Here is a 23668-nt window from a genome sequence, read left to right as displayed (position 1 = left end):
CCGCTACGCTCACCATATCGCATGACGGCAACGGCCGGAAACCGCACCGACACGCCGACCGCCACAATCGAACATTTGTACGACCATTGTGATATCAATAGTGATATCACACACGACGCAGTGTCTTTCGAGAAAGGAGCGACCATGGCAACCGCAACGTTGTACGCGCCCGAAGTGGACGGCCTGATGCGCATACGGAATTCGAATTCGCCTGATCTGATCCTTCCAATCGATCTGCGCGCTCAAACACTGATAGCGCTGCTGCACAACATCGTGCCAACAGACGGAATCCGCGCTTTGTGGGTCACGGCCGAACGCGGTTCCATCGAGGCGTTCGGCACCTATGCACAGCTGCATGCGGACGGCCTGTTCGATTCGTACGAGCAGTTTGACGCGCATTGGCGGGAATGCTACCCCGACAAGATGCAGTGGTACCGGTTGACATACGAGGAACGGGACGATACACGGCTGCTGACGGTGAACGACCGGTTCTCGGTGAGGTTCGTGCGCGAGGCGCCGCAAGGCGTCAATGCCGCATTTGCCATGCAGCTGATGTCGTGGCTGATCGCCGGCGTGGAGGAATGCGTGCGTCGTTGCGTTCAGGGCACATACAACGCATGGGTGAGCGAACAGCTTCCGTTCGACATGCGCATGGGCGTGATGCCACGCAAGACGTACTGGGAGATTTTCCCCGAGAGCCTTGCCTACGTCCAAGCCACCGTGCGCGAGAACGAACTCAAACGGTTCGATCGGCTGTTCGTCCGCCCGTCATCGCAATCGGCGGTACGGACGGACACCAGGCAACGTTTGACCGAACTGAGCCTGAACGATTATTACCGGGCATGCGGGGATGCATATATGGCGTCACGGTTCCCAGTCCCGTCGAATACCGCCTCGCCTGAGGATTGGCATAGGGCTTATGCGAATCCGTGCGGACAGGTGGCGGATATGCTCGACCGAGATTCTCCGGAGGAGTTCCTGTCATGGATCGAAGACGAACGCGATGACCGGCACATGTGGGAGATGCTGCCCGGGCCGGGATTTTCATGGGTCACGCTGATGCCGATACATGATGAATTCGGCTGGACACTGGTACTGGATGGTGCGGCGTATCCGATCTGCGCAAACGCCATTGGCGTGGCGCTGGCATTGCACGATGCCGGATGGCCGCTCAGCGTACCGCACGCCGATGCCATGCTTCGCGCGGTACGCGGCGAGGACCGAGTCGGTATTGTGCCGCGATACACGATGCCGCCGTATGACGACGGCGCATTCCCCGATTCCGAAGTGCGCGATTTCGTCACCTTGCCGGCAGATCACGCGGAGGAGGTGATAGAACGAGCCGACTGGTACCCCATAGCACGGGTTCGCCTGGTCGACCAGAGCGCACATGAAGCAGTGGATGCGCCAGGGCCGCCAGCCGGAATGCATCTCGAGGCGGGCACACGCATGCAAGTCCTTGGGCCGCGAACGGTTATCAATCATGGACGGAAAGATATCGGCCGGTGATGCTGTCGGAATTCGATTGGATCTGTAGTGGGGTACCCACGGCGACGATGCGGCCCCCAGCCTCGCCGCCGCCCGGCCCCATATCGATGATCCAGTCGGCATTGGCGATCATGTCGAGGTCATGCTCGATGACCACCACAGTCGCCCCCGCGGCGACCAGACTGTCGAAGACGGACAACAGCACGCGCACGTCGAACGGATGCAGGCCGATGGTCGGCTCATCGAACACGAACACGGCATCCGACTGAGTCCGCCCCATCTCGCTGGCCAGTTTCAGACGTTGCGCCTCTCCACCGGAGAGGGATGGCGTCGGCTCCCCCAGCGTGAGATACCCGAGTCCAAGGTCATGCAGCGTGGTCAGCGAGGCATGCGCCTTGCGCAGGGGTTTCGTCACGGCAAGCGCCTCGTCCACGCTCATGGCCATCATCTGCGGCAGGGTCATCGGCCTGTCGACGCCCCAATGGATGTCGCTTGCCGCCGGTGCGTATCGTCCGCCACGGCAATCGGGGCATGCGATGGTCACGTCGGGCAGGAACTGCACATCGAGGGAGATCGAACCGGTGCCGTCACAGGTCGGGCAACGCAGGCGCCCCGTGTTGTAGGAGAAGTCGCCGGTCTTGTATCCGGCCGACTTGGCCTCATCGGTGCGGGCAAAGGCGCGGCGCAACTCGTCGTGCACGCCGCAGTAAGTGGCGACCGTCGACCGCACATTCGCACCGATCGGCGTGGCGTCGATCAGGTTGACCTTGGCGATGCCGTCCGCGCAGACGGACCGCACTTGTTCGGGTAACGCGGCCCTTTCGGCATTGGCCCGCAGGGCCGGGATCAGCGTCTCCAGCACGAGCGTGGTCTTGCCGGAACCGGAGACACCGGTCACCGCGATCAGCCGGCCGCGCGGAATGTCCACGCTCAACGGTTTGACGGTGTGCATCTGACCGGTCTCCATGTGGATGCGACCGAGATCGAACACCCGTTCCGGCGCGACGGATGCACGCACCCGCGTCTGGCCGTGCTCGTTCAGGAACGGAGCGATGCGGCTGATCGGGTTTCGTTCGACGGCAGCCACCGACCCTTGCGCGATCACATGGCCGCCGTTCGTTCCGGCGACCGGCCCCATTTCGATGAGATGGTCGGCCGCGGCGAGCACGCGCACGTCATGGTCGACCACCACCACGGAGTTGCCGTCGGCGATGAGGTCATGCATCACGCCAAGCAGGCCGTCAACGTTCGACGGGTGCAGGCCGATGGACGGCTCGTCGAGCACATACAGCACGCCCGTGGTGCGGTTGCGCACCGCCCGCGCCAATTGCACGCGTTGGCGTTCCCCGGTCGACAAGGTCGAACCGGCGCGATCGAGCGACAGGTATCCGAGACCGAGTTCCAGCAGCCGTTTCGCCACGTCGAGGAACGATTCGCAGATGTTCGCCGCCATCGGGCGCATGTCCGGCGGCACTGCGTCCGGCACGCCCCGCACCCATGTCACGATGTCATCCAATGCCATGCCGGTCACCTGAGCCAGGTTCAGTCCGCACACCTGCGGCGCACACGCGGCGGCACTCAGTCTCGTACCGCCGCAGTCGCGGCAGGGACGTTCCGCGAGGAAGCGAGCCACCCGCTTCAGCCCCTTCTCGTCCTTGGCTTTGGCGAGCGCGTTCTCGACGGTGTACACGGCGTTATAGTACGTAAAATCCAGCTCGGCGAAGTCATCCGACTTCTTGGATCGGTACAGGATGTGCTTTTTGACGGCCGGTCCGTTGAAGACGATGTCGCGCTCTTCGGGCGTCAGTTCCCAAAACGGCACGTCGGTGCGCACGCCCATCGCGCCACACACCTGTTTCATAAGATCCCACATGAGCGAGCCCCACGGCAGCACCGCGCCATCATCAATGGATTTCGACTCGTCGGGCACGAGTGCGGCGCGGTTCACCTCGCGCACGACGCCGGTGCCAGAGCAGGTCGGGCATGCTCCGCCCGAGTTGAAGGCAAGGTCCTCGGCACCGGGCGCGTAGAACCGTTTGCCGCATCCCAAGCAGACGATCGGCAATCCTGCCGCCACGTCAAGCGTCGGCTTATTGCGCGCACCACAGTGCGGGCATACGTGGGTGCCGCAGCGGGAAAACAGGAGACGCAGACTGTTGAGCAGCTCGCTCATCGTGCCGAACGTCGAACGAATTCCCGGCACGCTGGGCCGCTGATGCAACGCCAACGCAGCCGGCACGTAGCGCACCTCGTCCACCTGGGCGCGGGAAGCCTGCGTCAGTCGCCGCCGCGTGTAGGTCGACAGCGCCTCAAGGTAACGCCGCGACCCTTCCGCATACAGCACGCCCAGCGCCAGCGAGGATTTGCCCGAGCCGGACACCCCGGCGATGCCCACCATCTCATTGAGCGGCACATCAACGTCGACGCTCTTCAGGTTATGCACCCGCGCCCCGCGTATTTCGATCGCGTCAGGCCTGTGATGCTCAGCCACGGTTTCTCCCCTCGTCGCCAATCCGTATTCACGACGATTATCGCAGGGGACTCCCCTTAGCCGCCTCACCCGGTCGGATTCCGCACATCGAATCACCATGAGACCGGACACACCCGGGGAAACGCCACGTCCTTCACCCATTACGTGTATCGTTTGACGGTATGACGACGATGAAGGAGATTGCCCTCGAAACGGGCGTGTCGGTGTCCACGGTGTCGCTGGTGCTCAACAACCGCGATCAGGGCCGCGTGAAGTCCGAGATCGCGGCGAAGGTGCGCGCCACGGCCACGCGGCTTGGCTACCGCTCGAACCCGCTCGCGCGTTCGCTGCGCACCGGCAAGACGCGCATTCTCGGCTTCATCAGCGAAGAGGTCGCCACCACGCCATACGCGGGCGGCATCATCCTCGGCGCGCAGGACGCGGCCAGCCAGCTCGGCTACATGCTGCTCACGGTGAACACGGACGGCGCGTCGAACGAGAACGACGAGATCGCCACGCTCAAACGCTACGGCGTGGACGGGTTCATGTACGCGAAGATGTCGAACCGGCACATCGACGTGCCGGACACGCTCACCGACTATCCGCTCGTGCTGGTGGACGCGACCGACAACAAGGGCGAGTATCCGAGCGTGGAGCCGGACGAGATCCGCATCGCGTACGATGCGACGAAACGGCTGATCGACGCGGGCTGCGAGCGCATCGCGTACGTCGGCTGTTCGGAGCCGCTGCTGGCGCAGGATCGACGGTTGACCGGATACCGGAAGGCCTTGGAGGATGCCGGACGCGAGTTCGACGGGTCGCTGGCTGCGAACGTGCTCAACAACGGTCCTGCGCTGCGTGCGGTGAGCGACCTGTTCGACCGGGCGCGACCGGACGGCGTGTTCTGTTTCAACGATGCCCGGGCGTGGTACGTGTACGAGTGCGCGGCCCGGCGCGGACTCGAGATCGGGCGCGACGTGTCGGTGGTCGGCGTGGACAACCACCGCGTGATGGCGGAGACGCTCTCGCCGCAGCTGACGACGGTGGCGCTGCCGCATTACGAGATGGGATACTGGGCCGCGCTGAAGCTGGTGTCGCTGATCGAGCCGGGACGTGATCTGAGCGGGTTCGCGCAGCCTGAAACGACGGCTGCGATTCCGCCGCTGGATGCGCCGATTCCGGCGAAGATCCACTGCACGCTGATTGAGAAGGAGTCCGTGCGCGCCGATCGGGTTCACCCGCTCGGCTAATCCGCATCCGCATTCCACGACGGACCGCCCACCGAATCCGATCCGTCGAACGAACCGCCCCGCGCAGCACGGCAAACTGGCTTCACTGGCACCGGCACAATCACAATTCCAGTGTTCGAAACCATTGTTAGCGTTACACAAACGTCAAACGATTGACACGACACGCCGAAGCATCGTCAATCGTTTGACGTAAATCGTTTGACATTTTATACTCAAATCACGATTTCATACAAGGGCACGGCAGCCCGGAAGGAAATCCCCATAACCAAACACAGCACAACATCACAAACAACAAGACGGCCGCATGGCAGCGGCCGCGAGAGAAAAGGGAATGCAATGGCAGCAGGCAAGACCGCAGCATGGAAGAATCCTTCCTACCTGCAAAGCTCCTTCGGCATCTTCATGTTCTTCTGCTCATGGGGCGTGTGGTGGTCCTTCTTCCGCATCTGGCTGGAATCGCTCCAGCTGAGCGACGCCGAGATCGGCACCATCTACTCCATCAACTCCGCTGCGACCATGGTCATCATGTTCGCGTACGGCGCGATCCAGGACCAGCTCGGCATCAAGCGCAACCTCGTGATCGTCACCTCCGTCATCGCCGCGCTCGTCGGACCGTTCGTCCAGTTCGTCTACCACCCGATGATCGCGGCCGGCGGCTCCATCCGCTGGGCCGGCGCGCTCATCGGATCCATCGTGCTGTCGGCCGGCTTCATGGCCGCCTGCTCGCTGCTCGAGGCCGTCACCGAACGCTACAGCCGCAAGTTCAACTTCGAATACGGCCAGTCGCGCGCCTGGGGCTCCTTCGGCTATGCAATCGTCGCCCTGTGCGCCGGCTTCATGTTCAACATCAACCCGATGATCAACTTCTGGGTCGGTTCCGCGTGCGGCCTGATCATGCTCGGCATCTACGCGTTCTGGATTCCGGCGGAGCAGAAGGACGAGCTCAAGAAGGCCGCCGATCCGAAGGCCGAGAAGTCCGGCCCGACGTTCAAGGAGATGGTGGGCGTGCTCGGCATGCCGACCCTGTGGGTACTCATCGTCTTCATGCTGTTCACCAACACCTTCTACGTCGTGTTCGATCAGCAGATGTTCCCGGTCTACTACGCCGGCCTGTTCCCGACCGCCGAAATCGGCAACGCCACCTACGGCACGCTCAACGGCTTCCAGGTCTTCCTCGAATCCGCGATGATGGGCGTCGTGCCGATCATCATGAAGAAGATCGGCGTACGCAACTCGCTGCTTCTCGGCGCGTTCGTCATGTTCGCCCGCATCGGCCTGTGCGGCGTGTTCCACGATCCGATCACCGTCTCCATCGTCAAGATGTTCCACTCCATCGAGGTGCCGCTGTTCTGCCTGCCGGCGTTCCGCTACTTCACCCTGCACTTCGACACCAAGCTGTCGGCCACGCTGTACATGGTCGGCTTCCAGATCGCCTCTCAGGTCGGCCAGATCATCTTCTCCACGCCGCTGGGCGCGTTCCACGGTTACATGAAGGGCCTCCTGCCGGACAACGACATGGGATCGCGCGTCACCTTCTGGCTGATCTCCGCCATCGTGCTCGCAGCACTCATCTACGGCTTCTTCATCATCAAGAAGGACGATCAGGATGTCGGCGGCGACCCGTTCTACACCGACAAGCAGCTGCGCCAGATGGAAGCGGCCAAGGCCTGATCCTCCCCAGCTTCGCGCATCCCGCGTCATCCGACGCGGCCACGCGACCAACATAATCGTGGTGCCCGGCAGCGTTTCCCCTTTTTTCGCGCCGGGCATCATCTGTCAGCCGTTCCGCTCCCCTATCCGGCCCGCACGGCATCCACTCCGACCCGATCCGCTCCCATCCGAACCTTCATCATCAAACCCAACATCACCCCCGCAGAAAGGAACTCAACGATGAGCGTATCCCCCATCCTCACCCCGATCGCCGACCACGACGCCGAACTCGCCAAAGCCGAGGCCGGCGTCGCCAAACTCGCCGCCACCCGCAACGACCGCTGGTACCCGAAGTTCCACATCGCCTCGAACGGCGGCTGGATCAACGACCCGAACGGCCTGTGCTACTACCAGGGCCGCTGGCACGTCTTCTACCAGCTGCACCCGTACGGCACCCAGTGGGGCCCGATGCACTGGGGCCACGTCTCCTCCGCCGACATGGTGACCTGGCGTCGCGAGCCGATCGCGTTCGCCCCGAGCCTCGAGCAGGAGAAGAACGGCGTGTTCTCCGGCGGCGCGGTCATCGGCGACGACGGCAAGGTCAAGTTCTTCTACACCGGCCACCGCTGGGCCAACGGCGTGGACAACACCGGCGGCGAATGGCAGGTGCAGATGCTTGCCGAGCCGGACGACGACACGCTCACGCACATCACCAAGCGCGGTATGGTGGTCGACTGCCCGCGCGATCAGGTCCACTGGCACTTCCGCGATCCGAAGGTCTGGAAGACCGCCGGCAAGTGGTGGATGACGTTCGGCGTCTCCTCCGCCGAACAGCGTGGCCAGATGTGGCTGTACTCCTCCGACGACATGGTCGACTGGACGTTCAAGACCGTCTTGTTCCAGCATCCGGACCCGGACGTGTTCATGCTCGAGTGCCCTGACTTCTTCCCGATCCGCGACGCCGAGGGCAACGAGAAGTGGGTCATCGGCTATTCGGCGATGGGCGCGAAGAAGCACGGCTTCGACAGCCACAGCACGTCGGCCGCCGGCTACCAGATCGGCTCGTGGACGCCGGGCGAGGCGTTCGTGCCGGAGACCGAGTTCCGCCTGTGGGATTGCGGCCACAACTACTACGCGCCGCAGTCGTTCAACACGGCCGCCGGCGACACCGAGGCTCCGGGCCGCGACGGCCGGCAGATCATGTACGGCTGGATGAGCCCGTTCGTGCAGCCGATCCCGATGGAGGACGACGGCTGGTGCGGCCAGCTGACACTCCCCCGCGAGATCACGCTCGGCTCGCGTTGCGGTGACATCCACACCGCGCCGGTCGCCGAGGTCGAGGGTCTGCGTGAAGACACGATCGATTTCGGTGCGATTGAGTTGAAGCAGGACGGCGACAAGACGCTGCTGGACAATGCCGAGGCCGTGGAGATCGAGATGACGATCGATCTGGATGCCTCGACCGCAGAACGTGCGGGCCTGCGCGTGCATGCGACCGAGGACGGCGCGTATACAGCGATCGGCTTTGATGAGCAGATCGGCCGCGTGGTGGTCGACCGCGGCGCGATGAAGCACGGCGACCGCGGCTACCGCGCTGCGCCGCTCGATGTGGATGAGCTGACCGGCAAGCTGGAACTGCGCGTGTTCGTGGACCGCGGCTCGGTCGAGGTATATGTGAACCACGGCCATCAGGTCCTGAGCTCCTACTCCTATGCGTCCGAGGGTCCGCGCGCCATCAAGCTGGTGGCCGAGTCCGGGTCGCTCAAGGTCGACAGCCTCAAGATCCATCACCTCAAGTCCATCGGACTGGAGTAAGCGCGAAGTCTGGTTCCCGGGATATTCCGCAAGAAATCCCGGGAACCAGACTTCGTGCATGTGAACATGTCAAAGGCCGGAATCACGCCAATGTGGTTCCGGCCTTTGTTCGTTATTGTGCGACTCTTGGTTCCCGGGATTGTCGGAGCGAATCCCGGGAACCGGCACACGCTACTTGGTCACCCCGCCGAACCGCCGGTCGCGGTGGACGTAATGGTCGATGGAGCGCCACAGCACCTGGCGGCCGCAGTCGGGGAACAGTTCAGGCACGAAGTCAAGCTCGGCGTAGGCGGCCTGCCACGGCAGGAAGTTCGACGTGCGCTGCTCGCCCGAGGTGCGGATCACCAGATCGCAGTCGGGCACGTCGGGCAGGTAGAGATGGTCGGCGATCATCTTCTCGGTGACGCGGTCGCCGGAGATACGTCCGTCGCGCACTTCGCGGGCGATCGCCGCGCACGCGTCCGCGATCTCGGCGCGGCCGCCGTAGTTGATACAGAACACCACGTCGATCGTCTTGTTGTTTTTGGTGCGCTCCTGCGCCACCTCAAGTTCGTCGATGACCGACTTCCACAGCTTCGGCCGGCGGCCGGACCAGCGTACGCGCACGCCCCACTCGTCCATCTGCGCGACGCGGCGGTGGATGATCTCACGCGAGAACCCCATGAGGAAGCGCACTTCCTGAGGGGAGCGCTTCCAGTTCTCGGTCGAGAACGTGTATAGCGACAGGTAGCGCACACCCGCCTCGATCGCGCCGGCGATCGTGTCGAACACCACCGGCTCGGCGGCCTGATGGCCGTTGGTGCGGATCATGCCGCGCTGCTTGGCCCACCGGCCGTTGCCGTCCATGATCACACCCACATGGCGGGGCACCTTGTTCTTTGGGAAATCGGGGATGATGGACGGATCGGAAAAAGGCGCCGCCGGAATGTCAAGCGACGTGTAGTCGACGTTCTCAAAAGCCATAGACGCTAATCTAGCAAGCGCAGTGAACGAATCGGCCGTTCCATGTAGTATTCGCTCCACTCCTCCACCAAGCGGCGCGTGGCCGGCAGCAACGGGGATTCGGCCGTACCGCCCGCACCATCCAGCGCTGTCCAGTCCCCGTGCGCCAGCGCCGCGAACTGCCGCAACACCGCCGGTTCGACCCGGTGCGCGTCCGGCGTGTGATCGGCCGCGCACATCACGCCGCCCGACGCCACAGACAGATACGCCGGCGAGCCGACCGGCTCCCCGCACACCACGCAACTGGCCAGTCGCGGCATCCAGCCGGCCAATGAGAGAGCGCGCAGCACGTACGAGTCGCCGATCATGGCCGGCGCGTGCGCACGCTTGGCGAGCGCGTGCAGCGCCCCGATCAACAGCTGGTACTGCGCGGGCGTGCGCTCGTGTTCGGCGGAGACAAGCTTGTCGGCGGTCTCGACGATCACGCCGGCGGCCACGTATGCGTCGTAGTCGGCGCAGATCGGCGCGGCGTAGGCGGCGATGGAGTCGGCTTGGGAGACGACGTCGAGGGAACGGCCGGTGGCGATGAGCACGTCGACGCGCATGAACGGTTCGAGCCGGCTGCCGAAACGGTTTTTGACCTTGCGCACGCCTTTGGCGACGGCGCGGATCTTGCCGTGGCCACGCGTGAGCATGGTGATGATGCGGTCGGCCTCGCCGAGTTTGGCGGTGCGCAAAACGACGGCCTCGTCGCGGTACAGCGGCATGTGCGCGGCTCCTTTCTGCGCTTAGTGTTTGTCGGGCTTAACGTAATGGGTCTGACGCTCCGCTTTGCCGACAGCCCCCTCAGCCGAGGGGGCCGAGAATAAAGATACGTCAGTTGAGGCCCAACAAGGCACTAGTACACGAACAAACCCCAGAACGCGAAGAATAACAATATATGCAGCATCGCCGAGACGACGGACCAGAACAGCACACGCCCGAGCCGGGTGGAAGCGAGCACCGGCTCACGGCCGGTCACCACCGCGCGAATGGAACCGGCACGCGGCGGCCATTGCAGGATACCACGCGACGCCGCGACCTCGATGAGCCGCGCGAACACACCGCTCCACGCCCACACCACCAGCGTGCACACGATCTGGATGACCGGCCAGCTCCATCGCATGATGCCCGGATCGTCGCCCGGCGCACTGCCCCACGCAAGCCGCACCACGCCCATGATCACCTGCCCGAGTCCGGCCGCGAACAGCAGCAGCGTCGCCACGGTGGTCAGCGTCAACGTCAGCAGCGCATGGCCGAACCCGTGCGCGAATCCCAGCACGTTGCGTCGCCCCCGCAGCCGTCCTCGCAGCGAACATCCGGCCGCGATCACGGCCGCGATCACGGCCACGACCAGCGCGACCAGCAACGTCACCGCCATCGAGGCATGCAGCAGCAGCCCATACACGGTCAGTCCGCGCCGTGCGACCGGATCGTCGGGCACGGCGATCGACTGGTACAGCGAATCGCCGGCGACCCGCTCGCTGGTCTGCGTCAATCCCGCCACAGTACCGGCCGCCCAGTCGATCACGTCACGCGTGTATGCGTCGGCGAACGGCGTTCCGGCCTCTTCGTCGCTGCCCAACCGCATCACATGGTTGGCGATCGGATATGTACGCACCGTCACGTCCGTGTTGCCGGCCGCCCGTGCAAGATCGAGAATCGTCTCGGTGCCGTCGACCTGCGCGGTCATCACGTCCTTCGACCCGTAGGCGATGAACGTGGGAATCGAGTAGGCCGTCGCGTTCGGAATATCAGCGAGATCGAAATTCGTCAGACCGATCAGGGCCGTGTCGAAACTGAACACGCGGTGCACGATCGACTGGTAGCCGCCGTTCGCGCCGACGAGCGTGAAATCCTGCGCGGCGAGGAATCCGAGCGACTGGCGCGGTGTGAACACCATCGGGCTTAAGAGGATCTGGAACGCGATGTCATGGTCCTGTTGCAGCAGATATGAGGAGATCCACGTCGATTCGCTGGTCGCGTAGATGCCGACGTTCGCCGAGTCGACGTTCGGCAGGTCGCGTAAGGTTTCGATGGCCTGATCATAAGCGGCCGCGGAGGCCGGATAATCGCGCGTGACGTCGTTGGTCGACCAGATCGGCTTGTCGATGACGGCGGTGACGAATCCGGCGGACGCCATGTCGGTGGCGATGTCGCCGAACGAGTCGTCCGGGGTGCCGCCATGGCCCGCACCGTGCATGAAGACGACGGCGGGCAGGTTGTCTTTCGTTGCGGCAGTGCCGGCGGAACCTGTTGCATCGCCGGCACTGCCGTCGACCGAACCATCATCGGCGACGTTCGGCTCACGGATCAGCATGCGGATATGCTGCGTCTCGCCGGTGGACGGCTGCTTCGCGTCAAAGTACACGGTGCGTTCGACGACGTCGTAGTCGCCGATCTGATGCAGTGCGACATGCCGCGGATTGTCGAACGTGACGGCGGTATCGGCGTCGAGCGAGGCGATGGTGCGGCCGGTCGGCTCATTGCTCCACGGCACGGTGGTCGCGTTCGACACATAGACGAGTATGCCGATCAGCATGATGAAGATCGGCAGACGCAGCATAAGCCGTCGTCCGCGACTCCACAACTGCGACGACGGCTCGGCGGCGGTCCGCTGATCCTGTGTCGTCATGCGGCGCGGTTCGGATGCTGAATCGGTACGACGACCGGGCCGGTGGATCCGGCCGGAACCTGACCGTCGGCCTCCATCTGCGCGGCGATGTCGTTGGCGATCGTGAGCAGCGTCTCAACGATCTGGTCTTCGGGCACGGTCTTGATGACCTTGCCCTTGATGAAGATCTGGCCCTTGCCGTTGCCGGAGGCCACGCCGAGGTCGGCCTCGCGCGCCTCGCCCGGGCCGTTGACGATACAGCCCATGACGGCCACGCGGATCGGTGCAGTGATGTTCTTCAATCCTTCGGTCACGGCACCGGCGAGCTGGATCACGTCGACCTGCGCACGGCCGCAGCTCGGGCAGGAGATGATGTCGAACTTGCGCGGGCGCAGTCCCATGTATTCGAGCAGCTTGCAGCCGACCTTCACCTCTTCGACCGGCGGCGCGGACAGCGACACGCGGATCGTGTCGCCGATGCCCTCGGCCAAAAGCGCGCCGAACGCGAGGCATGACTTGATGGTACCCTGCCATGCCGGACCGGCCTCGGTGACGCCCAGGTGCAGCGGCCAGTCGCCCTTCGAGGCGAGCAGACGGTAGGTCTCGACCATGGTGATCACGTCGTGGTGCTTGACGGATATTTTGAAATCATGGAAGCCGACGTCCTCGAACATGCGCGCCTCCTTGAGCGCGCTCGCCACAAGCGCTTCCGGGGTCGGGCCGCCGTACTTGGCGTACAGGTCCTTGTCGAGCGAGCCGGCGTTCACGCCGATGCGCAGCGAAATGCCCGCATCGGTCGCGGCCTTGCAGATGTCAGGGCCGACCTGGTCGAACTTACGGATGTTGCCCGGGTTGACGCGCACGGCCGCGCAACCGGCGTCGATGGCCTGGAACACGTACTTGGACTGGAAATGGATGTCGGCGATGACCGGAATCGGCGACTTACGTACGATTTCGGGCAGCGCGTCCGCATCGTCCTGACTTGGCACGGCGACGCGCACGATGTCGCAGCCCGCGGCGGTCAGCTCGGCAATTTGCTGGAGCGTGGCCGGCACGTTCGCGGTGAGCGTGTTGGTCATCGACTGCACGGAGATGGGTGCTCCCCCGCCGACCGGCACAGGGCCGACCATGATGCGGCGCGACTTGCGGCGCGGGTGCAGCGGCGATTCGCTGGTCAGCTCGACCGGGTCGCCGGTCTTGCGAAACGGCTTGTTGACGGGCTGCTGAAGACTTGCGGCTTCGGTATTCGAAGGATTCATGTTCTGGTCTGTTTCCCTACGTGGCATAGTTACGGGCCGGCGGCAACCGCACGGCCCGTATTCACGATATCGACTACTGCTTGTTTATCAGATCGTCCGCGCGACGGCGGGCTTCCAGCTCGAGTTGACTCATTTCCTCCACGGATTCGAACAGCGGGGCGCCGCGCAGTTCGGCATCCATCTCGTCAAGCACTTCCTTGACGGTGTCGACGATACCCAGATACGGCAGGCGATGTTCGAGGAACGCGTGCACGGCCTGTTCGTTGGCCGCGTTGAGCACTGCCGTATGCTTTTCGGACGCTTTGAGGCAATGTCGGGCCAGCGACACGGCCGGGAACGCCTCGTCGTCCAGCGGCTCGAACGTCCAGCTGGCGGCCTTCGTCCAATCGCACGCCGCCGCGACATTGTCGAGACGATCCGGCGCGGACAGACCGAGCGCGATCGGCAGACGCATGTCCGGCGGCGACGCCTGGCAGATCGTCGCGCCGTCGCAGAACTCGACCATCGAATGCACGATGGACTGCGGGTGCACGGTCACGTCGATGCGGTCCGGCGCGATGTCGAACAGCCGGCTCGCCTCGATGACCTCGAGACCCTTGTTCATCAGCGTGGACGAGTTGATGGTGACGACCGGGCCCATATGCCACGTCGGGTGGTTCAACGCCTGTTCGGGCGTGATGCCGGTCATGTCGGCGCGTTTCCAACCGCGGAACGGGCCGCCGGACGCGGTGACGACGAGCTTGCTGACCTCGCCGTGCGTGCCGGCGCGCAGCGACTGCCAGATCGCGGAATGTTCCGAATCGACGGGGTTGATCTGGTTGTCGCGCGTCTGCGAGCTGAACAGCAGGTGACCGCCGGCGACGACCGATTCCTTGTTCGCCAGCGCGAGCTGAGAGCCGGCCTTGAGCGCCGCGATCGACGGTTCGAGACCGATCGATCCGGTGATGCCGTTGAGTACCACGCCGGCTCCGCATCCGGCGAGTCCAATGACCGCATCGAATCCGGCCTGCACGGTGGTATAGGTGGCCCCCGCACGGTCAAGTGCCTCGCGCAGCGGCTTCACTGCGCTCGGATCGGCCACCGCGACCTGCGGCACATGGAATGCGGCGGCCTGCCGGGCCAACAGTTCCACATGGGAGCCGCCCGCGGCGAGACCGGTGACGGCGAACCGTTCGGGGTGACGGGAGATGACATCCAGACCCTGTGTACCGATGGATCCGGTGGATCCGAGGATGACCACCGTAGCCTGCTGTTTCACGATGTGTCCTTTGTATTGTCGGTGATGGTGCAAAACGTCTCACGGCCGTGGCCGTGCGAGCTCACGCGTGCTTCTTCGTGTCGTCGCCGTACAGGGACGGGAACGACAGATCGGGAATGTCAGTGTCGACCTGAGGGAAGAGGGACGGGAAGACCGTCTCGTTCTTGTCCGGCGCGGATGCCGGCGATACGACTTCGGGCTTCGCTTGTTCGGCCGGAGCGGATTCGGTCTGCGGCTCAGCCGGGCGAGTCGACTCATGCTGCGGCATCTCGGCCGGAGCGAACGAGGGGATCGAATCGGGCTGGATCTGAGGCTCGGCCTGCGGTTCCGGCGTGGCCGGCACCTGCTGCGGCACGTTCTCGGACACGGCGGGAGCCTGCGCGGCGGACTGGCTGACACGTCCATGAGATGCGGAACGTTGCGGCTTGACGGCCGGAGCGAACGATTGGGGCATCTGCTCGGATGGCGCGGCGGGTTCGGCCGACGGCATGATGATGCCTGTCGCCTCGCCGTCGGCGGGAACCGGAACCGGGGATGCGGGCTGCGGCGCAGGAGAGGCATCTTCAACGGGTGGCACCGGGGTCACGGCCGGAGTCGACAGACTCGGCATATGCGGGTGGAAGGCGCTCGGCGCGTCCATCTCCTGCGAGGCCTCGGCCATATGCGCCAGCTCGGCCAGCGACGAATCCGCGCCACCGGGAATGACCGGTGCCGGCGGCACGACAGGTGCGGGAGTCGCGGGCGTCTCGGGAACATGTGCCGCAACCGGTGCCGGCGGCACGCTCGCAACCGGCGTGGCCGGCACCGGCGCCGTGAAGATGGCCTGCTCCGCCTTGTGCAGCGCGTCGAACGATTCCTTGTCGCTGCTGTGGGGGGCGAACGATGCGGGTGCCGCGGTCTGGCCGTTTCCGGCTGCGAACAGCGGCGAGACGGCGCCGGATTGCCCGGACGGCGCGGACGACGCGGGAACGGTGGCGGCCACCGGACCGGAGGCGGCCTTGGCGCTCGCGGCGTCGTCGAGCTCGTTGACCCGGGAGAACGATTCGAGACGGCTGAGCAGCTGAACGCAGGAGTTGAGGAAATAATCCACCTGTCGCTCGTCGTATCCACGGGGGCCTTTGCGCTGCGTGAAGGTCGCGTTGCTGACCGATGCGGCGGTCACCTGCTTGAGATCCTCGGCGAGCTTGCGATCCGCGCCGTCCACGCCAAGTTCGGCGGCTGCCTTGTCGACGGCGTCGTTGATCAGGGAGTCCACCTGCTTGCGGTCATATGACGGCTGCTTCTTCTTGCCCGGTGCGAAACGCTCGCCCTCCGAGCGCTGCGCGTGGGCGTCGATCCGGCGATACAGCTGCTCGGTCTGGGCACGCCATGCGACGCGCCCCTGCTCGGCGATCTGGGTCGCGGTCTGACGGTCGACAACGGCCCGTTCCAGTCGGGACAGTGCCGCGTCGACCTGTGCGATGTCGTAGCCCCCCTTAGCCAAGTCGAAGGAGACGTTCTGGATATCCTGCTGCGTCAGCCCAGCCCCGTCGCTGTCGTACAACGCGTGGGCCTTGTTGAGGAACGCATCGACCTGCCCCGTATCGTACCCCAGTTTGCGGCTCGAGGCACGGGCGATGGACGACCCGCCACGTTCTGCTTCAGCTTCCTGCGCCATCGGATATCAACCTCCTATGGATAGTGCCAACGGTTCAACTGTACGTTGCGCTTGCGACTCAAGGACGCATGCCTTCTCCCGCGCGCCGGGCGGCCGGCCATGCCACGCCGTGTCGCACGGTCCGGCCGCATGATACAGTAGTGCAACGCGGGCGATTAGCTCAGTCGGCTAGAGCGCCACCTTTACACGGTGGATGTCGGGGGTTCGAGCCCCTCATCGCCCACACTCATTTTTCCTTGGAATCGCAAGGCTCCAAGGCCTTCCCCGTGACTACACCGCCCGCCGTGACTACATTTTGACTACATTCGACCTGGACAGTTGCGTCGATCAGCCGCGCCACGTCCATGAGATCACTGTCGAACAGATCGGCGTACACGTCCAGCGTCATGGTCGCGCTTGAATGCCCGAGCATTCTCTGCAATGCCTTCACGTTCGCCCCCGCGTGCACCGCGATGCTCGCCGCCGTATGCCGCAGGTCATGCGGCGACGGCCAGTCTTCCGGCTTCCATCCCAACCGCTTCAACGCGCTCGGCCACCACGTCCTGTTCGCGGTTTTCGCGCTCGCCGACTGCGGCCGCAGCGGCGCGCCGGACGTATCCACGAACACGCGGTCGGCCGGTTCGCGTCGTCTGGCGAGTATGGGCAAGATCGCGTCGGCCACAATGCGAGGCATCGGCACGTCACGGCTTTCATCGGTCTTCGTGGTGCCGTCCACCGGCTTGCCGCCGACCATGACCGTGTTGTCCACGACGTGCAGGAGGTTGCGTTTCATGTCGATATCACGGACGCGCAGCGCGGCGGCCTCGCCCCAGCGCAAACCGCAGAATCCAAGCAGGAGCACGAGCGCACGGCGTTCGTCCCCGATCCTCTCCGCGTTCGCGCATTCGTCGGCGAAGGCCACGAGCTGTCTTGCGGTAAGGTACACGCGCCGCTGCTTGCGCCGCGGCTTCACCGGCAGTTCGACCCCCTCGCATGGGTTGCGCGCGATAAGCCTGTCCAGAACAGCTCTTTCACATATCGCGTCCAGAATGTGAAACGCTTTCAGTGTGGTGCTGGCGCTCCTCCTCCCGGCGAGACGGCTCACCCATATCTGAATCTCCTTGTTCGTCAGATCGCCCACGCGCCGCCGCCCCCACTGCGATTCGACGTGCACCCTCCATGACGTTTCGACCGAGTGCAGCCATGAGGGTTTCCACAGCGGACGCTTCATGTCTATGTAGTCCTGGTAGAGATCGCCCACCAAGGCGTGCCCGGCCTGAGGATCGACATAGGCGTCTGCCGCCTTGGCGATCTTGACGTGTTCGGACTCCCACAGATCGGCGTCTATCTTGCGTTTGAACCCGCGTTTCGTCGTGCGCGTCCCGTCCGGCTTCGTGTAATAGACGCAGTACCTCATGCCGTCCTTGGCGTTGTACCTGCGGACACTCACGACGGATCACCGACCGTTGCTATCCGGGCGGTCGAACCGGAGAGTGCCGTTTGTCAGCGCCCAGCGAATGTAATCGGACACGTCATTATTCACGATCCTGTTTGTGGAGAACTCTTTGATTGCGCGCTCTGCGAACTCCTCCGGCTGTTCGGTCAGATTGTCGTCACTCATGGAACGACGTTCGTCAACCGTTGGTTTGGCGCGTTCCTGATATCTCGTGTCTCGTTCTATATGCCGTTCGATCGTCTCCGGCGTGAGCGACGGAAGACACCTCTCGCCCTCCGCCCAGTGCCATATTCGTTCGCAGCCGAGATCATGCGGGAACCCGGTTATACTCGCCTTGATATTCGTGCTGCCGCTGTCCGGCAGCAGCAGCGTGAGCGGCGACACGTCGAATACGACGGCGAACGCCATAAGGTCATCCACATCAACGCGACGTTTCCCGTTTTCCGCATCCCTAATCGCAACCGGCGTCATAGGTCGGCCAATTGCCTCTAGCTTCTCAGCAACCTCTTTGTATTGCATCGAACCTCGAAGTCGCTTGATATTTTCGGCCACCTGCAAGCCCGTGGCGTCGATTGGGTTAGTGATTCTTGGCATAGCCCTCATCTTATTGGCAATAAACAACAATGACCATTCATTAACTTCTCTGCGTGTCGCTTATTGACAATCATCAATAGTTGTTGTAGTTCTATAGTCATAGACATTAAATAACAATGAACGTCATTAATAAACATCAATGGAGGTTAACGGGAATGAAGATCAGTACCCCGCCTATCAGTGATCCGTGGTTGTCGCGCTCGCAAGCGGCCGACTACTGCAACACCACTGCCGGCAGTCTCGCCAGCATGGCCAGCAGCGGCCGTGGCCCGAAGTACTCGAAGCCGAACGGCCGTGTCTACTACCGGAAGTCAGACCTCGACAAGTGGATGGCCGGCACCGACACCACCGAGAAGGAGGACTGAGGATCATGAAGAACACTCTGAGATTCGAGAACGAATACGACCCGGATCGCCCGCTGCTCTGTGATCGGTATACGCCGGGTTACGTCACGTTCCAGATCGGTGCCGAGGCGTTGACTGCGCATCCGGTCACGCTCAGCCCCTCCCAGGTGCAGGAACTCGTGGCATGGCTCACCGAGGGAGGCAATCGTGGTTAAGATTCCGACGTTCACCGAAGAACAGATCACTGCTGCCAAGGATGTCATGCCCAAGCGCATGAGCGAACGGGCGACGGCCGCGTGCATGGGCATACCGCTATCCGTGCTGATCGACTTGCGTATCAACGAGGCCGGCCCCGAGCACGTGACCCTCGTGAACGGCGACGCGATCTATACGCGGCGGCAAGTCCTTCACTGGATGCACTCGCACAAGGAGCCACGTCATGCTGCATGAAATCCGCATCCTGGTATCGCTGCTGCTGTCGTTCACGGCCGCGCTTCTGGTGCAGCTCGAGGAATACAGAATCATCCTCGCACTGCTGTTGCTCGCGCTGCTGATAATGCCACCGGATACGAGAAAACCCCGCGCCGAAAGGATACGAAAGCGCGGGGCAAACCTTCAAGGAGAGAAGAAGGGATGTTCAGACTATGACGAACCCGAACGCTTCCAGTATCCCAGTTTCCCGCCGCAACTACCAACTCGAAGCCGAATATCTTCGCAACGTCGCCGCCTACAGACAATACCTGAACCGACTGCGCTGCTGCCAACAACTCGAATACCAGTACGGCATATGGCCCCAAGGCAGTCGTCAGACCATCAGCAACCCATACACCGCCCGCTACAACAAGGCACTGGCAGCGGCACTCGCCGGCCCAAGGAGGTAGACGCATGACCCAGACAATGACCAGGATAAAACCGGCACCCAAGATCACCGTCACCGCAGCGGCCGACCGGGCGACCATGCTTGACTCGGCCAATGGCTCGCGCCAGCCGAAAGTCACGCCCGCGTCCGCCGTGGAACGCCACGCGCCCCGGTTCATCGACTATCCCCTGATCCCGGTCGGCACGATCACCTTGATAGCCGGCCGCGCCGGCGTCTCGAAGTCCACCCTGATCCTCTACCGTGCGGCGCTCGCCACCAAGGGACTGTTGGACGGCGACTGGAAGGGCACGCCGGTCAACGTGGCGGTCAGCGGTATCGAGGACACGGAATCGATGCAGAGCATGAGACTCGAGGCCGAGGGCGCGGACTTGGAACGGATCGCGTTCTATGGGATGGCCGACCAATACGGAGACTCCGGCGTGCGCATCCCGGAAGACCTGCCCGCGCTTGCGGAGAGCTTCAAGCGAAACCGCATCCGCATGTGGATAATTGACCCCATCACGTCGGCGATGGACGGCGACAGCAACAAGCGCGACGACGTGAGAAGAGCGCTCGACCCGTTGGCGAAGTTCGCGGCCGACCTCGATATCGCCGTGGTCGGCATCCTGCACTTCAACAAGGGCGGCGGCTACGCCAGCGACAAGATAAGCGGCTCCCATGCCTTCCGCGACGCCATCAGATCACTGCTCTTGGTCGCCCGCGACGACGACAACGGCGATTGCGTGCTGACCATCGACAAATCGTCCTACACGACCGCACAGGACCAATCCTATTCATACGGCCTCATCTCATGCGACATCACCGACGACGCCAACCGAGTGTTCAGCGTACCGAAGATCACCGGTTTCATGCCGACCGAACGCAACGTTAACGAGGTCATCAACAAGAACATGAGTGTCGCGTTCGCGGAATCCCCGCGCAGGAGTCGCGGCGAAGTGGCCGATTGGATCATCGACTATCTGACCGAGCACGGCCCCACCCCGTTCGACAAGATCAAGACCGCCGCCGACGAACGCGGGTACACCGTCAAACAGCTTCGCAAGGTGAGGGAGCGACATCCCGGCCTTATCTCATCCGCCCCCGATCCGAACCACACCGGACGCGGACAGGGGCACATATGGAGCGTGAACGATGATTCGGACGACATGGACGCCGATTAGTTCCCCACCACCTCATTATCCGTAAAGGGGTACTAATCGGGGCACAATTCAAACCCTTACAGGAGTAGGCGTGAATACTACCCCAGAATACTACCCCGTTACGGATAATGACCCCGTGGGGAACTAATACACCACACACCCTCAAAACCCAATGACCACAACACCTCACGCCACATTCACACCCAGAATCGAGCACCGATCATGAACCGTATGACAGACGTCACCATAACCGACCACGACATAGTCGAATGGCGCGAAGACGACACCGTAATCACATGGTGCGGCAAACGACTCAACTTCACCCAGACACAAACCAACGTCACCCACGCCGAACACAGCACAACCGCCACCGTCACACACATCTCATGCCCGCTCTGCCAGGCCGCCCAGATCGTCAACCAGACCGGCATCACCCTACCCGACGAACCGAAAGATCACGGCGCTCGCCGACTGCATCGAGGTTCGACTTCGAGTCCGGGGCAACTCATGTTCGAGGGGGCGGAATCATGGTGAACCACGTGGGCATGATCCCGGTCAAGTTCTCGGTCGCGGACTCGGACGCGGACGTGTCGAAGCCCCGCAGGGACGCGCAACGGATCGCCGGCCAAGTCCTCCGCGCTTGCGCGCACGCGATCCAGTCTTGCAGCGGCCACGACATCGTTATCCGTGTGCCCGTCCATCCGCAGGATGCCGCGATAACCGGCGCGTCCATGCTGATACTCGCCCAGCAGATCGACCCGGTGAAACCCCGCGCGTCGCCACGCTGGGATCGCAAGCCGGCCGACATCCACCGCCACACGTCCGACACGGCGGTTGGCGACGCCACGACGGACGCGGGACGCCGGCCGGCATCCAGTGAAGCAAACCAACCCGAGGAAAGGAACAGACAATGAGCACGGAAAAGATCACCCCCCCCCCCCGACGTTCGACCGTATTCGGAGGAGGACTACATGCGCCCGGTGAAACGCAACTCGCCCGAGGACATGAAACGCATCCTCGCCAAGCTGCCACCATTGCCCCGCTTGCAGCTCGAGCACTCGCCGGGCTGGAGGTTCGAGCGCTACCCGCCCGAGTCACCCGACCGCGACACGATCGTCGTGTTCGACAGCGACCTTGACCCGTTCGCCGTATCGTTCGCGTCCGACGTGTTCACGGACGGCACCGGCTCCAACAGCATCCAGAACAGCGGCGTCTACTGGAGCGACAGCACGCCCGACGAACTCGCCGACCTCGCCACCAAGACCGAACTGCTGCAAACGTGGCTGGACGACCTCGCCGAGGTGGTCGCATGGGAGACGGCCCACATACCGGAGATCATCGAAGCGTGCTCGTGAGGATACCCGCCGTCTACCGGCACCGAATCAAACGAATGGAGGAAACCCGTATGGCGAAACTGCACAGGCACGCCGGCCGCCGCCTGGATCAGGACGAACGTCAGGAACGTTACGACACCCTCATGCGACGACTGGCGAAGGAATGGAAGGAGAAAACCGAATGCCAAGACACCGCAGACACCGCAATCGTAGACCGGCCTCGCTCGAGGCGCGATACCTACAGGAACTAGCCGCAGGCGGTCAGCGTGACGACATGCTGCAAGCCCTATGCAGGATCGCCGACGAACTCAAGCGTCGCAACGACATGAGGGAGCCGCCCCGTGAGTGAGCCGGACGATTTGGAGCCGGAACCGTACCGGCACATGACCCGCCGTGAGCTTATCCGTTGGATACAGTCCCTCACCATCGAAAGCGCAAGGCATCGTGCCGGGAAACGCTTCTGGAAACAGCAATGCAAACGACTCGAGGAACAAGCCAGACATGATGTAGAATAAACGCAGCACTTTTGTTTGCAGTCAGCGGCCGGACGGCGCACCCACAGCGCCCCGGCCGCTTTCTCATATGCAGCGCAGGGACGCGCAACCAGCAAAGGAACAACAACATGACAACGGAATCAATGGCCGGTTACGGCAGCGCGGCAGCACGCCCCGCATCACTCGTCATCCCCAACGCGGCGGTATTCACCCAAGCGACCACGGCCGGCGACATCACCGGCGACTATCCATCGCTCTACCTGCCCTACGTCGGCAGTCTCAGCGCCGCGCAGATCGTCGCCGAAGGTGAGGAAATCAAGGAATCCGACACACACGCCAAGGAACTGGCGGTAAAAACGCAGAAAGTCGCGCTACTGAACGTGTTCACCAACGAAAGCAACGCCACGGCGGACGGAAACGCCACGGCCGGAGGCAGCGGCGCGGACGTCGTCACCGTCATCACCGAGGGAATGCGTAAGAGCATCACGGAGAAGATCAACGCCATATTCTGGCAGAACCCCGCCCCCACGGACGGACAACCCGAATCGAAGCCAACCGGCCTGTTCAACTACCCCGGCATCATCCAAGGCGGGAACATCACCAACAAGCTCGACCCGATCATAGACGCAATCGCACAGGTAAGCGCCAACGGAGGCACCCCCACGGCCCTCGTCATGGGATACGGAACATGGGCGTACCTGCTGAAAATGCGATACGCCGAAGGCCAGCCAATGATTAACCCCGACGTAGCCAACGAACCCACCCCCGCCCTGTTCGGCGTGCCCGTCTACCTCGACAACATGGCCCCGGACGGCAAGATTCTCGTCAACAGCTCGAAAGACGTGTACAGCGCCAGTGGTCAGATCACCGTGAGCCGTACAGACGACCGTTACTTCGAGAAGGATTCGTTCGGCGTGCGCATCACCGTGCGCATAGGCTGGGGAATCCCCTACCCGAACCACCTCGCAGTGCTCACTGTCAACCAGACCACCACGACCAAGTAAAG

22 protein-coding genes and 1 tRNA gene are annotated in these 23668 nt (G+C 63.2%); 14 read left to right on the top strand and 9 right to left on the bottom strand.

Annotated elements, in window-relative coordinates; translation table 11 throughout:
* Positions 1-144: 144 nt before the first annotated feature.
* Positions 145-1509 carry a hypothetical protein gene (locus tag KIH76_RS03245; RefSeq protein ID WP_214373313.1) on the top strand — a complete coding sequence of 455 codons (1365 nt, stop codon included), beginning with the start codon at positions 145-147 and terminating at the stop codon, positions 1507-1509.
* Here KIH76_RS03245 and KIH76_RS03240 read toward each other — a convergent pair.
* Positions 1478-3979 carry an excinuclease ABC subunit UvrA gene (locus tag KIH76_RS03240; RefSeq protein ID WP_219069320.1) on the bottom strand — a complete coding sequence of 834 codons (2502 nt, stop codon included), beginning with the start codon at positions 3977-3979 and terminating at the stop codon, positions 1478-1480. The genes KIH76_RS03245 and KIH76_RS03240 overlap by 32 nt on opposite strands.
* 161 nt (positions 3980-4140) lie before the next feature.
* Between KIH76_RS03240 and KIH76_RS03235 the strand changes: the two genes are divergently transcribed.
* From KIH76_RS03235 to KIH76_RS03225, 3 genes are all read left to right on the top strand, one after another.
* Positions 4141-5208: a LacI family DNA-binding transcriptional regulator gene (locus tag KIH76_RS03235; RefSeq protein WP_214373311.1), complete on the top strand. Its 1068-nt coding sequence runs from the start codon at positions 4141-4143 to the stop codon at positions 5206-5208.
* Positions 5209-5544: 336 nt separating this feature from the next.
* A complete protein-coding gene (locus tag KIH76_RS03230; RefSeq protein ID WP_214373310.1) occupies positions 5545-6879 on the top strand; it encodes an MFS transporter in 1335 nt (444 codons plus the stop codon).
* 219 nt (positions 6880-7098) lie between these two features.
* Positions 7099-8673, top strand: coding sequence for a glycoside hydrolase family 32 protein (locus KIH76_RS03225; RefSeq protein WP_214373309.1), 1575 nt, complete (start codon positions 7099-7101; stop codon positions 8671-8673).
* 171 nt (positions 8674-8844) lie between these two features.
* Here the strand turns inward: KIH76_RS03225 and KIH76_RS03220 are convergent, their stop codons facing one another.
* The 6 genes from KIH76_RS03220 to KIH76_RS11680 all read right to left on the bottom strand — a co-directional run bounded on the left by KIH76_RS03220 (position 8845) and on the right by KIH76_RS11680 (position 16442).
* Positions 8845-9636 (bottom strand): isoprenyl transferase, encoded by a 792-nt coding sequence (locus KIH76_RS03220; protein ID WP_214373308.1) that lies wholly within the window; start codon positions 9634-9636, stop codon positions 8845-8847.
* 5 nt (positions 9637-9641) lie between these two features.
* Positions 9642-10382: a DNA repair protein RecO gene (gene recO, locus KIH76_RS03215; RefSeq protein ID WP_214373307.1), complete on the bottom strand. Its 741-nt coding sequence runs from the start codon at positions 10380-10382 to the stop codon at positions 9642-9644.
* 131 nt (positions 10383-10513) lie between these two features.
* Complete coding sequence (locus KIH76_RS03210; protein WP_214373306.1) at positions 10514-12289, bottom strand: alpha/beta hydrolase; 1776 nt, start codon at positions 12287-12289, stop codon at positions 10514-10516.
* A complete protein-coding gene (gene ispG, locus KIH76_RS03205; RefSeq protein WP_214373305.1) occupies positions 12286-13527 on the bottom strand; it encodes a flavodoxin-dependent (E)-4-hydroxy-3-methylbut-2-enyl-diphosphate synthase in 1242 nt (413 codons plus the stop codon). The genes KIH76_RS03210 and ispG overlap by 4 nt, the downstream gene beginning before the upstream one ends.
* A gap of 73 nt (positions 13528-13600) precedes the next feature.
* Positions 13601-14785, bottom strand: coding sequence for a 1-deoxy-D-xylulose-5-phosphate reductoisomerase (gene dxr, locus KIH76_RS03200; protein WP_420829248.1), 1185 nt, complete (start codon positions 14783-14785; stop codon positions 13601-13603).
* Between the two features lie 61 nt (positions 14786-14846).
* Positions 14847-16442: a DivIVA domain-containing protein gene (locus tag KIH76_RS11680; RefSeq protein WP_214373304.1), complete on the bottom strand. Its 1596-nt coding sequence runs from the start codon at positions 16440-16442 to the stop codon at positions 14847-14849.
* 149 nt (positions 16443-16591) lie between these two features.
* On the opposite strand from KIH76_RS11680, the gene KIH76_RS03190 reads away from it, so the two are divergent.
* A tRNA-Val gene (locus KIH76_RS03190) sits at positions 16592-16665 on the top strand.
* Positions 16666-16668: 3 nt separating this feature from the next.
* Here KIH76_RS03190 and KIH76_RS03185 read toward each other — a convergent pair.
* Positions 16669-17871, bottom strand: coding sequence for a tyrosine-type recombinase/integrase (locus tag KIH76_RS03185; protein ID WP_338023552.1), 1203 nt, complete (start codon positions 17869-17871; stop codon positions 16669-16671).
* A 6-nt stretch (positions 17872-17877) separates the two neighbouring features.
* Positions 17878-18501: a helix-turn-helix domain-containing protein gene (locus tag KIH76_RS03180; RefSeq protein ID WP_219069318.1), complete on the bottom strand. Its 624-nt coding sequence runs from the start codon at positions 18499-18501 to the stop codon at positions 17878-17880.
* Between the two features lie 125 nt (positions 18502-18626).
* On the opposite strand from KIH76_RS03180, the gene KIH76_RS03175 reads away from it, so the two are divergent.
* From KIH76_RS03175 to KIH76_RS03135, 9 genes are all read left to right on the top strand, one after another.
* Positions 18627-18836, top strand: a complete 210-nt coding sequence (locus tag KIH76_RS03175; RefSeq protein WP_219069316.1) for a helix-turn-helix domain-containing protein — start codon at positions 18627-18629, stop codon at positions 18834-18836.
* Positions 18837-18841: 5 nt separating this feature from the next.
* The gene (locus KIH76_RS03170) at positions 18842-19030 is read left to right on the top strand and encodes a hypothetical protein (protein WP_219069314.1); all 189 of its coding nucleotides are present in this window, start codon (positions 18842-18844) and stop codon (positions 19028-19030) included.
* Positions 19023-19265, top strand: coding sequence for a hypothetical protein (locus KIH76_RS03165; RefSeq protein ID WP_219069312.1), 243 nt, complete (start codon positions 19023-19025; stop codon positions 19263-19265). The genes KIH76_RS03170 and KIH76_RS03165 overlap by 8 nt, the downstream gene beginning before the upstream one ends.
* A complete protein-coding gene (locus KIH76_RS03160; protein ID WP_219069310.1) occupies positions 19255-19704 on the top strand; it encodes a hypothetical protein in 450 nt (149 codons plus the stop codon). The genes KIH76_RS03165 and KIH76_RS03160 overlap by 11 nt, the downstream gene beginning before the upstream one ends.
* Complete coding sequence (locus KIH76_RS03155; RefSeq protein ID WP_219069308.1) at positions 19701-20855, top strand: AAA family ATPase; 1155 nt, start codon at positions 19701-19703, stop codon at positions 20853-20855. Before KIH76_RS03160 ends, KIH76_RS03155 begins: the two co-directional genes overlap by 4 nt.
* Before the next feature lie 201 nt (positions 20856-21056).
* Positions 21057-21368 carry a hypothetical protein gene (locus KIH76_RS03150; RefSeq protein WP_219069305.1) on the top strand — a complete coding sequence of 104 codons (312 nt, stop codon included), beginning with the start codon at positions 21057-21059 and terminating at the stop codon, positions 21366-21368.
* An 11-nt stretch (positions 21369-21379) separates the two neighbouring features.
* Complete coding sequence (locus KIH76_RS03145) at positions 21380-21748, top strand: hypothetical protein (RefSeq protein ID WP_219069304.1); 369 nt, start codon at positions 21380-21382, stop codon at positions 21746-21748.
* Between the two features lie 57 nt (positions 21749-21805).
* Positions 21806-22189 carry a hypothetical protein gene (locus tag KIH76_RS03140; protein WP_219069302.1) on the top strand — a complete coding sequence of 128 codons (384 nt, stop codon included), beginning with the start codon at positions 21806-21808 and terminating at the stop codon, positions 22187-22189.
* Positions 22190-22790: 601 nt separating this feature from the next.
* Positions 22791-23666 (top strand): phage major capsid protein, encoded by an 876-nt coding sequence (locus tag KIH76_RS03135; protein WP_219069300.1) that lies wholly within the window; start codon positions 22791-22793, stop codon positions 23664-23666.
* Positions 23667-23668 lie beyond the last annotated feature (2 nt).

The sequence above is a fragment of the Bifidobacterium simiiventris genome, from assembly GCF_019331715.1.
Classification (GTDB): Bacteria; Actinomycetota; Actinomycetes; order Actinomycetales; family Bifidobacteriaceae; genus Bifidobacterium; species Bifidobacterium simiiventris.
Note: the sequence above shows the minus strand (reverse complement) of the source record. Positions and strands in the feature narration are given on the sequence as shown.